This window comes from Streptomyces sp. NBC_00344, from assembly GCF_036088315.1.
GTDB lineage: Bacteria > Actinomycetota > Actinomycetes > Streptomycetales > Streptomycetaceae > Streptomyces.
Window position 1 is genome coordinate 649,484 of sequence record NZ_CP107996.1, and the last position, 15,048, is coordinate 664,531.

Annotated in this window: 7 protein-coding genes; 1 reads left to right on the forward strand and 6 read right to left on the reverse strand. The window is 70.6% G+C overall.

Annotation, left to right across the window (positions count from 1 at the left end):
* Positions 1–99 precede the first annotated feature (99 nt).
* From OHS16_RS03085 to OHS16_RS03110, 6 genes are all read right to left on the reverse strand, one after another.
* Positions 100–4,215 carry a carboxypeptidase regulatory-like domain-containing protein gene (locus OHS16_RS03085; RefSeq protein WP_328535588.1) on the reverse strand — a complete coding sequence of 1,372 codons (4,116 nt, stop codon included), beginning with the start codon at positions 4,213–4,215 and terminating at the stop codon, positions 100–102.
* A 243-nt stretch (positions 4,216–4,458) separates the two neighbouring features.
* Positions 4,459–8,358: a carboxypeptidase regulatory-like domain-containing protein gene (locus OHS16_RS03090; RefSeq protein ID WP_328535589.1), complete on the reverse strand. Its 3,900-nt coding sequence runs from the start codon at positions 8,356–8,358 to the stop codon at positions 4,459–4,461.
* Between the two features lie 182 nt (positions 8,359–8,540).
* The gene (locus tag OHS16_RS03095) at positions 8,541–11,294 is read right to left on the reverse strand and encodes a helix-turn-helix transcriptional regulator (RefSeq protein WP_328535590.1); all 2,754 of its coding nucleotides are present in this window, start codon (positions 11,292–11,294) and stop codon (positions 8,541–8,543) included.
* A 450-nt stretch (positions 11,295–11,744) separates the two neighbouring features.
* Positions 11,745–12,260 carry a flavin reductase family protein gene (locus tag OHS16_RS03100; RefSeq protein WP_328535591.1) on the reverse strand — a complete coding sequence of 172 codons (516 nt, stop codon included), beginning with the start codon at positions 12,258–12,260 and terminating at the stop codon, positions 11,745–11,747.
* A 33-nt stretch (positions 12,261–12,293) separates the two neighbouring features.
* Complete coding sequence (locus tag OHS16_RS03105) at positions 12,294–12,710, reverse strand: ester cyclase (protein ID WP_328535592.1); 417 nt, start codon at positions 12,708–12,710, stop codon at positions 12,294–12,296.
* A gap of 17 nt (positions 12,711–12,727) precedes the next feature.
* Entirely contained in the window at positions 12,728–14,065 is a 1,338-nt protein-coding gene (locus tag OHS16_RS03110; protein WP_328535593.1) for an MFS transporter, read from the reverse strand.
* 320 nt (positions 14,066–14,385) lie between these two features.
* On the opposite strand from OHS16_RS03110, the gene OHS16_RS03115 reads away from it, so the two are divergent.
* Positions 14,386–15,000, forward strand: coding sequence for a TetR/AcrR family transcriptional regulator (locus OHS16_RS03115; protein WP_328535594.1), 615 nt, complete (start codon positions 14,386–14,388; stop codon positions 14,998–15,000).
* The last annotated feature ends 48 nt before the right edge of the window (positions 15,001–15,048 follow it).

Here is a 15,048-nt window from a genome sequence, read left to right on the forward strand (position 1 = left end):
ATTTGGCGACCTCAATCGCCGTGAAGTCAGGTCCCCAGGGTGGTACGGCCGCGGGCCCGATGCGCGAAGCGTCGGGCCCGCGGTCGTACAACGTCCGGCTCAGCGCTCCAGCCGACCGGTGCAGATACCCGACTTCAGGGTGAAGTCGGCGTGGACCGTGGCACCTGCGACCACCTTCACCGTGCGGGTCTGGGGCTGCCAGTCGTCCGCGGCCAGCAGCAGCGACAGCGGGTTGTTGCGCCGGTCCAGCCACAGGGCATAGTGGCCGTCTCTGTCGGTCCGCAGGGTGTAGTTCGCGGCCCAGGCGTCGACTTGCACGGTGGCGCCGGTCAGGGCCGCAGGTTTCCCGTCGCAGTCGGCCCCGTACACCGTGCCGGTAATCTTCCCCCAGGAGTTCGGCGGGGTGACGTTCATGGTCACGCCCACGGGCGCGTAGCCGTAGGGGGTGTCGGTGCCGATCTCCACCGAGCCGGTATAGGCGCCCGGCTGGGCGATTGAGGCCGCGGAGGCGTCCAGGGTGACCGAGACCGTGGTCGACTCGCCCGGCTGCAGGGTCACCTTGCGCTCGGTCAGCGACAGCCAGGAGACATCGGTACCGTCACAGCTGTCGAAGCCGAGGAGCCGCTCACTGTAGACGGAGGGCTCGAAGCCGCCCATTGTCCCGCCCAGGGCATACATGCCACAGGCGCCGGCCCCGCGGTAGCGCGGGAGGTAGGTGTTCGGCATCGACGTCCACTCCCCGGCCACCGGGTCGTAGGCGTAGCCCCCGTTGCTGACGTACGCCCCGTTCAGACCCGTGCCGCCGGAGACCAGCAGCATGCCGTTGGCCGTGGTGTACGCCGAGGCCCACAGGTCCTCGGGCATGTCCGCGAGTGCAGTCCAAGTGTTGCGGACCGGGTCGTAGGCATAGGCCTTCTTGGTGCTCTGCTCGTCCGTGGTACCGCCCGCGCAGTACAGCTTGCCGGAGATCGCGCCGCAGGACGCCCAAGCAGTGGGCTGCGGGTAGCTCGCGGCCTTGCTCCAGCGGTCCAGGTCGGGGTTGTACACCCACACGTCGGTGGTGCCGCAGCTGTCCTCGCAACCGCCGATCAGGTACATCTTGCCGTCGAGTGCGGCAGCTGAGGAGGCCACCAGGGCTTTGGGCATCGGGGCGCCAGCCGACCATGCGTCGGTCTTCGGGTCGTAGATGTCCAGGTCGGTCGAGCGGGTACCGCCGCTGAGCCAGCCGCCGGCCACGTACAGCTTGTCGCCGAGGAAGGCGCCCGCGGGCTTCTCACGTGCCCTGGGCATGACCTTGAGGCTCCTCCAGCCGCCATTCGCCGCGTCGAAGACGTCGAGTCGGCCGGTCAGGCTGAGTTCGCTCATGCCGTTCGCCATCAGACCCCCGACAGAGTAGAGCTTGCCGTCGTGGGTGGACGCTGCCTGATCCATGATCCCGGACGGGTTCATCGGCATGAACGACCACGAACCGTCGACGGCGGCCGGAGCCATCGGGGCCGGGCCATGGACCTTCGTGCCGACCAGGGCGTGCGGAGTGGTGTCGGTGGTGCGGTGCTGCAACTCGGCGCCCTGGCGGGCGAGCAGGCCGAACTTGCTTCCGTCCTCGTTGAGATTGACCGTGGTGGCCGCGCCTCCGGTGTTGGTCAGGGTCAGGGCGCCGGTCTTCGAACTTCCCATGGAGACGGACGGGCTGAGGCCCACCGCCTTCACCGAGAGTCGTCCCGCGGGCAGTGCCAGGTTGGCCTTTCGCACCGCGTTCGAGCCGACGGTCGCCGTCTTCGAAGCGGCGGAGTAACGGGTCGCGACCGCGCCGAAGGTGTGCGTGCCCTTGGTGGAGAACAGCCAGTACAGGCCGTCGCCGAGCGCGTCGTCCGTCGGGGTGGCGACGCTCAGGGCGTTCACGGCGGGCTGGTCGGCATCAGACACCTTGATGTCGACCAGTCCTGCCTTGGTGTTGGCGTCGGTGACCTGGCCGACGACCAGGCCGCCGGGTTGCGGTCCGCACAGCCGCTGCCCCATGTTGACGTCGTCCAGATGCCATCTGTTGCTGGAGGTGCCGGTGTAGTGGAAGCGCACCCGCACGTCCGCCTGGTGCGCGGCCTGCGGCAACTGCACGGTTTGCCGACCACCGGCGACGCCGGAGTTGTGCCGCTCCCACACCTGCTGCCAACTCTGCCCGCCGTCGACGGAGACATCGACCACAGCCTTCGCTCCGGGGGTGAATACGGCCTGCAGAAGGGTGTTGAAGCTGAGCTGCGGGCTGTCGGCCTTGGTCAGGTCGGCAGCCGGGGAGACGAGCGTGGTGTCCTGGCTGTCGGTGCGCCACCGGATGCTGTCCACGGAGGCGAAGCCGCCCTTGCCCGTGGTGTGATTACCGCCGCCGGTGGGGTCGTTGAACGCCCACACCTGGCCCTTGCCGGCGGCGTCCTGCACGCTCCACCTGGCCGGAGCGGTGCCACCGTCGAACGGCTCGGAGATGCCGTCGAAGCGCTCGGCGTAGCCGAGAACCTTGCAGGCCACCGCGTCGACCGGCACCGCCACGTCGTGGGCGACGTCCACTGTGCCCACTTCGAGGGTCTGGTCCACCGCCGAGTAGCCCGGGTAGACAGCGGCGATGTGCAGCCGGTAGGTGTCGCGCACCGGCAGTTCCACGCTGTAGGCGCCGGTGTACGGGTCGGTGTGGATGGTGCGGCCGGGGATGTCCGGCGAGGTGATCGCCGCGTAGAGCGGCCAGCCGTGGCCGGAGCCGTCGGCCACCCGGCCGGTGACTGTGACGCTGGGCACCGGCGCGAGGGCGAAGTCCCGGGTTTGGATCCCGCCCTTGTCCAGCGTCAGGTGGACCGGTGCGTCGGCGTAGCCGAAGGCCTCCGCGGTCACGTCGTACTCCCCCGGGTCGGCGAGCAGCGTGTAGTGACCCTGCGCGTCGGTGGTCGCTGAGACGTCTCCGGCGGTGATCCGCGCCCCGGCCAATGGCGCGCCGGTGGTCCGGTCGGTCACCGCGCCGGAAAGCTGGCTGTGGTCACCGATCGCGCCGAAGGCAGAGACACCCTGCGGGGCGCCCAGGCCGGTGGGCCCGTCGTAGCCTGCTATGGCCGTGCACAAGTAGGAGTCGGAGCAGCTGCCGTTGGCACCCGCGGTGACGTCGTTGAGGCCGGAGTCGGCGGCGTAGGGGTAGGCGTTGGGCCGACTGCCCGCGGCCGGAGTGCTGGCCAGCGCGTAGACGCCGGCGATGATGGGGGCGGAGGCGCTGGTGCCGCCGTAGACCGACCAGCCTCCGGCCTGGTACGAGTTGTAGACGGCCAGACCGGTCTGCGGATCGGCCACGGCCGAGACGTCGGCGACCATCCGCCGCGAGCAGCCGCTGTCCTGCTGTGCGGGGGGCTTCTGCGCGTATGCGGAGCAGCCGCTGCCGGAGCCGGACCAGGCCCGCTCACTCCAGCCACGGGCGCCGGAGTCCCGGTTCAGCGAGGTGCCACCGACCGCGGTCACGTACTTCGACGAGGCGGGGTAGGAGACCCCGTAGCCGTTGTCGCCGGAGCTGGCCGTGATGGCCACGCCCGGGTGGTCGAAGTACTGGGCGTCGGTCTCGTCGAGGGAAGGGTCCTCGCCACCGCCGTAGCTGTTGGAGACGTACTTGGCGCCCAGGGACACCGCCTGGTTGACGGCCGCGCCGAGGTCCTCCATCGACGGAGCGTCGGCCTCGACCAGCAGGATCCGGCAGTTGGGGCATACCGCGGAGACCATGTCCAGGTCGAGCGAGATCTCGCCCGCCCAGCCGGCGTCCGGCGACGGGTAGGCGGTGCCGCCACGCTGGTCGATCTTACGGAAGCAGCCGTTGGCCGTGGTGCAGGCGGGCAGTCCGTATTGCGCCCGGTAGACGGCGAGATCCGCTTCGGCTCCGGGGTTGTCGTAGGCGTCGACGATCGCCACGGTCTGCCCGGTGCCGGCCGTCCCGTTCGGCAGGGTGTAGGCGCTGCGCAGATCGGCCGGGCCGTAGCCGGCCGGGTCCGCGTCCGCGGTCATCCGGCCCATGTGGCCGGGCACGTCGTCACGGGCGATGCCCAGACAGGTCATCTTCCCGGGCTTGGTCGGGGCCGGGCACAGCTGGTGCACCGGGTGCGCCGAATGCTCGGTTATCGGAGCAACCGGCCCCGCGGCGGCTGTCGTCGGCGCCGCGAGGGCTCCGGTGGGGACCAGCGCAGTGACTACGGCCACGGTGGCTGCCACGGCCCAGGCCCGGAGACGCCTGTGCCCCCGAGGTCGGCGCCGATGAGGTCTGAGAAGGTGCATCGGGTCCCCTTCGTCGTGCATCGGACGGGTGGCGTGTGCGTAGGAACGGTGGAGCGGGCATGCCGACCCGTGCGGCGGCCGATGATCGGCCGCCGCACGGAATTCGTGGGGAATGACGGGCAGGATCCCGGCGGGGAAGGGCAGGCCGGGTGCCGGGGACCTGCGGTCTCAGTGCCGCCCTGGGACGTGCAGCGTGACCTCCACCGGCGGGACGTCGTACGGGGTGTCCGTGGCCACGTTCAGGCGCGCCGTGTGGCGTCCTGGGCCGGCGGTGCGGCCGCTGTCGAGGGTCACCTTGACGTGGACGGTTCGGCCCGGTGCGATGGCCACGCGGGTGGCGTCCTCCGAGAGCCACTCGATGTCATCGGTGGTGCCGCAGCTGTCGAAGCCGGGCAGAACCGAGGTCTGCGCGGAGAGCGTGGATCCGCCCGTCGCGCCGCCGATGCGGTAGAAGCCGCACGCACTGCCGCCTCGGTAGCTGGTTTCCGGGGCGGTGGGCAGGGCCGTCCAGGTCTGGGCAGTCGGGTCGAAGGCATAGCCCTGGTTGGTGAGAGTGGAGTTGTGACCGGTGACCCCGCCGGAGACCAGCAGTCGGCCGTCGGCCACGCTGTACCCCGCACCCCACAGGTCCAGGGGCAGGTCCGGGGCAGGGGACCATGTGTCGGAGGCAGGGTTGTAGGCGTAGGTCTTGTGGCTGCTCGCTCCCGCGTCGGTGGTGCCGCCGGTGCAGTAGACCTTGCCGGCGAGGCCGCCGCAGGCGGCGTAGGAGGTCGGCTCGGGGTAGTCGGCCACGCGGCTCCAGCTGTCGGTTGCCGGGTCGTAGAAGGAGACCGAGGTCTGGCCGCAGAGGTCGGAGGTGCAGCCACCGACTGTGTACATCCGGCCGTCCAGCACGGCCGTGGCCGCAGCCGAGAAGCCGTCGGGGGCCAGGGCACCGGAGGACCAGTGGTCGGTCTTCGGGTCGTAGATCTCCAGGGCTGGCAGAGGCTGTCCGTCGAGCTGGTCGAGGCCGCCGGCGACGTAGAGCCGATCGCCGATGAAGGCGCCGTAGCCGCCCATGCGGCGGTGCTGCATCGGGGAGATCGGGGACCACGCGTCGGCAACCGGGTCGTAGACCTGGCCGGTGGCCAGGATGTCCGTGCCGTCCGTGCCTCCGACGGAGTACACCCGCCCGTTGTGGGCCGCGGCGAGGTTGTCCATGACCCGGGTCGGGTAAGCCGCGGCCGCCGACCAGGCCGAGGCGGGCGAGTCGGACGGTGCGGGGCTCGCGCCGGCTGCGGGCGGTGCGGTCGCCTGATCGTGTGCAACTGCGGTCGGACCGGGCCGGAAGTGGCCGGTCACCGTGCGCAGCGGAGTTCCGGCGGCCGAGGCCGCGCCGGACGAGCCGAGGTCCTCGGTGAGGCGGACCGTCGCGGGCTGCTGCCCGTCATTGCGGAGCGTCAGGTCCACGGAGCGGGTGTGGCCCTGGGGCAGTGTCCTGGAGATGCTGCCGGGCTCGACGGTGATGTGTCCCGCGCCGAGCGCGATATCGGCGTGGGACACCTGGTCGGCGGCCACCCGCGCGGTCGAACGGGAGGTGCCGTAGCCGCCGCGGACAGCGGTCACCGGGAGCTTTCCCGTCTGCGGGGAGAACAACCAGTAGGCGCCTGAGGCCGGTGTGTCGTTGAGGTCGGTGCTGGTGGGTGCGGAAGTGGCCGAGCCTGCGCCAACTGTCGCGAAGCCCACACCCGCACCGGTGTTCCGGTCGGTGACCCGGCCGACGAGGAGCCCGCCGGGGGTGGCGGTGCACCGGGTTGCCTTGAGCCGAACATCGTCGACGGCCCAGAAACCGCTCCAGGCACCTGTGTAGTGGAATCGCACCAGCACGTCCGAGTGGCCTGCGGCGGTCGGCAGCGGAATCCGCTCACTCCGGAAACGGTGGTCGGCCTTCTGGTGCCAGACGGTCTGCCACGCCGAGCCCCCGTCCAGGCTGAGGTCCACGTCCGCCGTGTCCGATCCGTACCAGGAGAAGTCGCTGCCGAAGGTCAGCACCGGGGCGGAGTCGCCGGCGAGGTTCACCGCGGATGTCTGCAGGACGGTGTCCTGGCGCTTGGGGGCGCCGTAGTAGTCGCTGTCGACGATGGCGAACGGGCCGCTGCCACCGGTGTTGTTGCCCCGTGCGCCAGGGTTGTCGAAGCGCCACCCGCCGTTGGGGTTCGCGTCCGCGCCTGTCCAGCCGGTGGGCAGGGAGTTGTCGTTGAAGGACTCGTCGACGAGGGTGTCGGTCTGCGTCGCGTATCCGGGGGCTGTGCAGCTCGCCGCGTCCACGTGGAGCGCCATGTCCGCACGGGTGCCGGAGGCGCCGACGGTGACAGCGCGCTGTTCCGGGCGGTAGCCCGGGTAGACCGCGCTGAACGTGAGCTCGTAGGCGGCTTTCTGGGGAACGGTCAGCTGGTACTTACCGGTTGCGGGGTCTGTCCTTACGGGGGCACCGGGGCGCCCAGCCACCTGCACGGTGGCCGAGAGCGGCCAGCCGTGTCCTGAGCTGTCGGTCACCGTCCCGTGGATCGTGGTCATAGGTGCCTGCTTCAGCGTAACCGTGCGGTCCACGGTGGCGCCGTCGCGGAGAGATACGCCTCGGAGGGCCACGTCGGTGTAGCCGTAGGCGGTGACGTCAACGGTGTAGTTCCCGGCGGGAAGCGTGAGATTGAACCCGCCGTGCGCGTCGGTGGTCGTCGAGGCGCCCGCGACGGAGATGGTGGCACCGGCCACGGGCTTGTGCCCGGCCCCGTTGACCGTGCCGGTCAGTGTCCCGTGCGGCCCGGGGTCGGTAAACGCGGCCGTGCCGTCCGGGGTGCCCAGGCCGGTGGGGCCGTCGTAGCCCGCACCGGCGGCGCACAGGTAGGCGGCCGCTGTCGGACAGGTGCCGTTGCTCCCCGCGACCACGTCGTTGAGTCCGCGCCCGCTCAGGGCGGGGTAGGTGTTGGGGCGGCTGCCCGTGGCGGGCTGCCCCGCCAGCGCGTACACCGCGGCGACGATCGGCGAGGCGGCGCTGGTGCCGCCGTAGACAGCCCAGCCGCCTTCCTGGAACGAGTTGTAGACCGCGACGCCGGTAGCCGGGTCGGCGACCGCCGAGACGTCCGTGACAGAGCGTCGGCCGCAGCCGGGGTCGTGCTGGAAGTCCGGCTTGACGCTGACAGCGGAGCACCCGGATCCGGCACCGGTCCACGCGGACTCGGTCCAGCCGCGGGCACTGCTGTCCCGAGACAGGGAGGTGCCGCCGACCGCGGTCACCAATGCGGACGAGGCAGGGTAGGACACCCCGTATCCGCTGTCACCGGAGCTTGCTGTGATGGCCACGCCCGGGTGGTCGAAGTATGCCTCCGTCACCGGGAGATCGGCCGCGCTGGGTTCGCTGCCGCCGTAGCTGTTGGACACGTACTCGGCTCCCATGCGTACCGCCGTGTCGACGGCGGTGCCCAGGCCGTCCATATAGGGCGCGTCGGCCTCCACGAGGAGGATCCGGCAGTCCGGACAGACGGCCGAGACCATGTCCAGGTCGAGGGATATCTCGGCCGCCCAGCCTGAGTCCACGGGAGGCAAGGGGCTGGCTGCTCCCTCCTGGTTGACCTTGCGGAAGCACCCGTTGTCGGTGGTGCAGGCGGGCAGTCCGTACTGGGCCCGGTAGACCGCGAGGTCGGACTCGGCTTTGGGGTTGTCGTACGCGTCGACGACGGCGACGGTGCGACCGCTGCCCTGGCGGCCGGCGGGCAGGTGGTAGGCGCTGTGGAGGTCGGTGGGGCCGTAGCCGTTCGGCACGTCGTCGGGGGCCATGCTGCGGTGCTGGGCCACGTCGGTCCGCTTGACGGCCAGGCAGGCCATCTCTCCCGGAGTGGAAGCGGCGTCGCAGAAACGCTGGACGGGATCGCCGTGCGTCGGGAGCGCAAGGTCCGCACCTGCCGCGGGCAGGGCGTCGGTCGGCATCTGGGCGGCTGCCACAGCCTGGACCGGGACTGCGAACAGCATCAGCGTGAGCGCCGTGGCGATTGCGGGGGCTCTTCGCCGCGAGAGGATGGTGCGCAGCAGCATGGGCTTCTCTTTCTCGGGGGCCGGTCCGGATCGGCGGCCGGTACAACTCCAGGTGGCAGGACCGGCCGACGGCGTTGGGGGTGTGGCGCAGGGGGCACCACAGCCGGGACGGCCCCGGCGGTGCCCACGCTAGGAGAGAGGCACGCCGAATGAATGAGGGGAGTCCCTTGCGTCGAACAGGGTCAGTTCTTGGGGAGGTTGGCCGCGAGTCCCACCCGGGAGCGGATGCCGAGCTTGGTGTAGACGCGGGACAGCTTGGTCTCGACGGTCTTGATGCTGACGAACAGGGCGGCAGCGATCTCCGCGTTGGTCGCGCCGCCGGCGGCCATCCGCGCCACCCGGGTCTCGTCATCGGTGAGCAGACCCGCATCCGAGGACCCGGTTCGCACCCCGATCCGGTCCAGTTCGCCCCGCGTCCGGGCCTGCCACGGCGCGGCTCCGGCAGCCGCGAAGACCTCCCCCGCATGACCCAGTGCCTCCCGGGCCCGGGCGCGGCGCCGGGAGCGCCGTTCGACCTGGCCGATCGCCAGAAGAGTCCGCCCGAGCTCCAACGGCATGGGCAGGGAGCCCAGTTGCTCCGCGACGGCGCGCAGCTCGTCGGCCGCCTCGGCGGGGTTGCCCATCGCTGCCTTCTGCAGGGCAGCGGCGCGGTCCAGGCAGGCCAGTACGCCGCGGCGGCGAAGGCGTCGTGCCTGCGCGCCTACCAGGTCGAGAAGTTCGGCTGCCTCCTCGTGCTCGCCGACGGTGATCAGTGCCTCCGCCAGGTCCGCGTGCCACAGCGAGATGCCGGGTTCGCCCAACTGCAGGTCCCGGTACAAATCGGCCGCCCTCCGCAGCGGCCCAAGTGCGGCGCCCGGTGTGGCGAGCACCAGAGCTGCATGGCCCTGGACTGCCAAGTTGCGCAGGAGGTACAGCCGGTCGCCGTCCGCCTCGGCGGCGGCAACTCCCTCGGCGGCCAACTCGGCCGCACGGAAAGCACTCCCGCCTGAAGCCTCGGCCAGGGCCGAGACATACAGCGCGGGACCGCGGCTCAACTCCGCGTCCCCGGCGAGCTGCAGCGTCCTGCGGGCCAGGCGCAGGGCCCGGCCGCAGTTACCCGTACGGGCTTCCACCTCCACAAGGCTGACCAGGGAGGACCAGACGTGGTCGGTGCGCCCTTGGCGTTCGGCGTCCGTCATCAGCTGTTCGAGCTCCGCCCGGGCCTCGGCCGGTCGGTCCGTGAGGAACCGCAGCCGGGCCCGCACCAGGTGGGGGCTGTTACCGAGGTCCTCGCTACCCGCGCTCAGAGCGACAGCGCGCTCCGCGGTATCGGCGGCTGCGGGGTCCCCCCGCCAGGTCTGCACTGCCGCCAGCACCTCAAGCGCGAGCCGCTCCGTGCGCAGGGACACCTGCGGGTCGGCTCCGCCCTGGGCGGCCAGGGCAGCCGCGCAGGACGCCTCGGACTCGGCGGCGATGAGACTTCCGCCGGCGAGTTCACGCAAGGCCAGGCGCACGCGCACCGAGGCCTGGAGTACCGGGTCGGCCCCGGCGTCGGCCAGAGCCTCGTCGAACAGCCGGCCCGAGTCGCCCCGGGCGATCGCCTGCCCTGACGAGTCGATCAGGAGCAGCCGCGCGCCAACCCGGTTGGCCGGGAGCTCGGCCGTTTCGAGCACCCGCTCCGCGGTGCGTCGGGCGTCGTCGTAGAGTCCGGCCATCATCGCGCACTCGGCGGCGAACAGCCGCCGCTCGGCAGCGAGTTCGGCCGTCTCCCGGGGAGTTCTGTCCGCGGCCAGGGACGCCAGTTGTGCGGCCACCGCAGCCGCACCGCGCCCGCGCGACACCATCGCGGCGTCGATGAGCGAACGGGCCACCGGCTCCGCGGCCTGCGAGCCGGCAAGCGCCAGGTGCCGGGCCCGTTCCACCGGATCCGGCACCACCTGGGCGAGTTGGGCGTGGACAGCGCGTCGGCAGATCCCGGTCGCACTGTCATAGAGGGTCGCGGCGAGCAACGGGTGGGCGAAGCGCACGACGCCGTCCTCGTCGGTGTCGGCCACCTGGAGAAGAGCCGCCTGTTCGAGATCCTGCTCGGCCTCGCCGCGTCCGGCCCGGGTGAGCAGCCAGGGTGTCGGCCGGGCCAGGGCGGCCGCCACGAGCAGGGTCTCCCGTGCGGTGCCGCCGAGCCGGTCCAGCCGCTCGGCCATCAGCGTCCGCAGACGTCGCGGTACAGGCATCGACCGACCGGCTGTGAAGGGCTCGCCCCGGCGGGCGAGCGCGCGGGCCAACTCCACGGCAAACAGGGGGTTGCCGCCGCTGACGGCGTGGATGTCACGCAGTGCGGCGGCCGGGAGGTCGGTCGCGGTCCTCAGCTTGACCACCTGAGCGATATCGGCCGCTGACATGGGGCCCACCCGCAGCTCCAGCAGGGGCGGAACGCACAGCGCCTGGTGCTCCGCTTCCCCGTGGTCCGACACCCGTTCGCCGGCGAGCACTCGCAGCGCCCGGCCCTCGACGCGCCGGACCAGGAACCCGAGCACGTCGGCGCTCTCGGCGTCCACGCACTGGAGATCGTCCAGCACGAGCAGCAGCGGAGCCTGTCGGGTCGCCGCGCTGAACGCTCCCAGCACGCTCAATCGGACGGCGAGCCGGTCCACGGCTCCCCCGGGGGTCCGGTGCAGCAGTAGGTCGATGGTCCGGGCCTGCGGAGCCGGCAGCGATGCCGCGAACCCATCGGCGATCGGGGCGACCAGGTCAATGAGGGTGAGGAAGGGGACTGTGGCATCGGCCGGTGTCGGCGCACTGCGCAAGACCCGCGCCTCCGTCTCGGCCTCGGCGGCGATCGCGGCGATGACTGTGGTCTTGCCGATCCCAGCAGGGCCGGACAGCAGCACGCTTCCGCCCGCCGCCAGGCGGCTCGTTGCCGATTCCCGCAGGTCCGAACGCCCCACTATGTGATCCACGGCAGCTCACTGTGTCCAGCGCCTCCCGGCGTGTCAACCCCCCGAGGGCCGGCGCCGAGCCCTCTGCCGGGGCCGTGTTGAAGGCGGCGGAGCCTCTGGTCAGGCGCACCGCGGAGACAAGGATGCGGCGGGTGCTCGCGCCTACGGTTGGTGCTACCGCGGTCCGCTCAAGCCCAGGTACACCCCGGACTCTGCAACGTCTCGGCCACCTCCTCCTGGGACTCCCTTGGCGCGCCTGCTTCTTGCAGACCGAGGCGGATGGCGCCTGGCCAGGGAATTTCCCAGTCAGGCGCCTTTCGGGATGCGGAAAATGCACCCCTGCTCCCGATTCTTCGTACTGCTTGAGGATCTCGCCCGCGAAACGGGGCAGACCCCAGCACTCGACGGTCCTGGACACGGAACGCTGCACCTAACAGCAGGTGACGGACGGACAGGGTTCGAGTCAGCCGATCAGGCTGTCTCTGCCGGCGCGAGCCTGCCGCCGTCGTAGAAGCTGCCCGCGCTGTAGACGAGGGGCGCACGGTCGGAGTGCTCGGCCTCAAGGACGCGGGCGATGAAGACGGTGTGCGTGTCCGTCTGGAGGCGCTCGCAGATCTCAGCCTCCACGTGGGCGCACGCACCGTCGACGACGGGTGAGCCGTGGGTCCCGGGGTGCCAGCGGATCTCGGAGAACTTGTCCTGGCTCTTGCCCGCGAACGTCCCAGCGACGCCGAGCTGGTCGGCGGCGAGGATATTGATCGCCAAGTGGCGGGACGCAAAGAGGGATTCGTACGTCGACGAGGTCTTCTGAACGCAGACCATGACGAGCGGGGGGTCCAGGGAGATGCTGGAGAAAGCGTTGACGGCCAGTCCTCGGGGGGTGCCCTCATGCTGGGTGGTGACGACGGTGACGCCGGTGACGAAGGTGCGGTGAACGCCCTTGAGATCGGCCGGGTCGACGGTGTTGCTCGCGACGGCGGTGCTCACGGAGTACTCCTGTCTGTGCTGTGTGGTTCGTGGTCAGGCGGCGTTGCCGAGGGAGATGATTCCGAGCGCCCCGAGCAGTCCCCTCGGGTCCCAGGTGACCCACTCCTCGGCGATGGTGGCGCCCTCGAATCGGGAGATGGTGACCCCGGAGACGGTGAGGGCGCGGCCGGTCGGAGGGACGCCGAGGTAGGAGCCGGTGTGGGTCGCCGAGCCGTGCCAGCGGGTCGCGAGGCGGTCCCCCTCGGCGACACTGTCCTCAATGGACACATGAAGGTCGGGGAACGCGAGCCTTGCGGCGACGACCGAGCCCTTGAGCTGAGTGGCGCTGTGGTCGGCGATGCTGGAGTGGCGTACGTAACCGGGCTTGAGCAGGCTGTCGAGGTCGTCGACCTCGCCCCGGTTCCACACGGAGTCCCAGGTTGCGGCCAGGCTCTGCTTACGGTCTGACATATGACGTACTCCTTGATCTAGGAAGGGCTGGGGACGGACGTGGATGTCGGCATCGGTGCCTCGGCGTTTCGCAGGCCGAGACGCCTGGCGTCCCGTACCGGATCGGTGAACCAAGCCGCTGCCAGGCCGCCCACGAGGAGCAGCAAACCGGCGAGCAGGAAGGCAGCCCGGAAGCCCTCGGTCTCCGTGGGGGCCTGCTGCACCAACAGGCCGCCGAGGAAGGGCGCGAGCACGGCGCCCGCCGTCATCGCGGAGTTGAAGCTCGCGAGCATCGCGCTGCGCTGGCGTACCGGAGAGGTCTCGGAGACGAGCAGATAGCCGATGGTGTACATGCTGTTGGCGAGCCCGAAGGCCACCAGCATCAGCCACGCGGACGCTTCGCTGCGGTGCGCCGCCATCGAGGCGATGAGCAGGATTCCGCTGAGGGCGACCGTGCCGCCCGTATAGGCGCCTCGAGCCCATCGAGTGGACATCCCCGACCTGATCAACCGTCCGCTGAGCCAGCTGAGACCGATCTGGGCCGCGCCGGCGACCAGTCCGTAGAAGCCGATGAGGAGCCCCACCGACTGCTTCGAATAGCCGAGCACGGCGCCGAGGTAGCTCGGACCCCAGACGCTGAACAGGGCCATGGCGAAGTAGCCCGGTGCCAGCGCCAGCAGTGGCCCCCACCAGCCGGACGCAGCGAACAGTTTGCGATACGGCGTGCGCCGCTCGGCGGGATCGGTGGACGCGGCCGGCGACAGGTCCGACGCCGCAGCGTACGTGGTGTACGGGCCGTCCCGCCCGACCAGCAGCCAGGCCGCCGACCACGCGATGCCCAGGAGGGCCAGGGCCCAGTATGCGGAGGCCCATCCATGGTGCTCGATCAAGTAGGTGAGCACGGGCGCGGAGATCGCGACACCGGCCGAGGCACCCACGAAGATGAGCGACGTGGGCACGGCGCGCCGCGACTCGGGGAACCACTTGTGGATCGCGTGGCCAGCGGCCGGGGACGTCGGGCCCTCGGCCGCACCGAGCAGCAGGCGGCTGATCAGCAGGGTCACGAAGGTGGGATAGAGCAGGAGCGGCCCCATGGCCGCCGACCAGGCGAGGGCCACGGTGAGCAACAGGCGCGTGCTGGTGACCCGGTTGCCGAGGAATCCGACGACGACACCCGTGATACCGAACAACAGGAAGAAGATGCTCCCGGCGAGGCCGAACTGCCGCGCTGTCAGACCGAGTTCCTCGGTGAGGTCGTCCGCCGAGAGACCGAGGACACTCTTGTCGGCGAAGTTGACGGCCATGAGCACGCACAGGAGTGCGGCCACGGCCCAGGCGCGGCGGGCGTCCGGAGGGGGTGAGGACTGGGCAGGCATGGCTCTCCCATCTCGAGCGCGCAGATCAGCGGCTTCGGGGGACGTCGGACTGGGGTGCAGCCGACGCAACCGCGGCCCGGTGCATCTTCGGGCCTACGGCGTGAGACGAAAGAATTACGACACTGTTTCGTTTCGTCAATACCCCTGACGCGACGATCCTCCGCGAAACGAGACTTCTCACTGGTCACATCGGTCCCAAAAAACTTTGGTACTGCTGGATCAGTCCGGATCCCGGAAGGAAACCGCAGCGCCCCCATTGCGATGAGAGTTACGAAACGCTAGCGTCACGTTTGTCAGCGGAGAGCTCAGAGGGAGTCAACGTGTCACGGCAGCAGGAACGGCGCCGTGGGCGCCCTCTGGACGACAGCACCACGGGCGTCATCCTGGACGCGACACTGGAGCTGTGGGGCGAGGTCGGCTTCGCGGCAGTCACCATCGACGCCGTCGCCGCCCGCGCCGGAGTCAGCAAGCCGACCGTCTATCGACGCTGGTCGGCCAAGCGTGAACTGCTCATCACGGCGATCGAGCGGTTCGTCGCACCGGCGGACATTCCCGACCTTGGCTCGTTCAAGGCCGAGGTCACGGAGTTCCTGCGCAACCGTGGCGAGATGTACCGCAGCCCCAGGGTGCGGCGCATCATGGCCGGCATGATCGCCGCCTGCACCGAGGACGAGGAATTCCACGGTGAGGTCCAGCCGTTCATCGACCGCTTCCCGGCCGCGATGCGCCTCATCATCCAGCGCGGGATCGCCCGGGGCGAGGTGCGGCCCGACACGGATGTCGAGCTGCTCGCCGCGATGATCAATGGCTCCTTCTACTACCGCTCCATCATCGAACAGAAGGGCGTGGACGAGCGCTCGGTCGAGTTCGTCGTCGGCATGATCATGGCTGCCGTGCCCCCCGGTACGGAGAGAGATCTCCCCCTGGGGCGCTGAGCCCGGTCCGCCACGGATCTCCGCCGTCGCGCTCGTGGCCACCGCTCG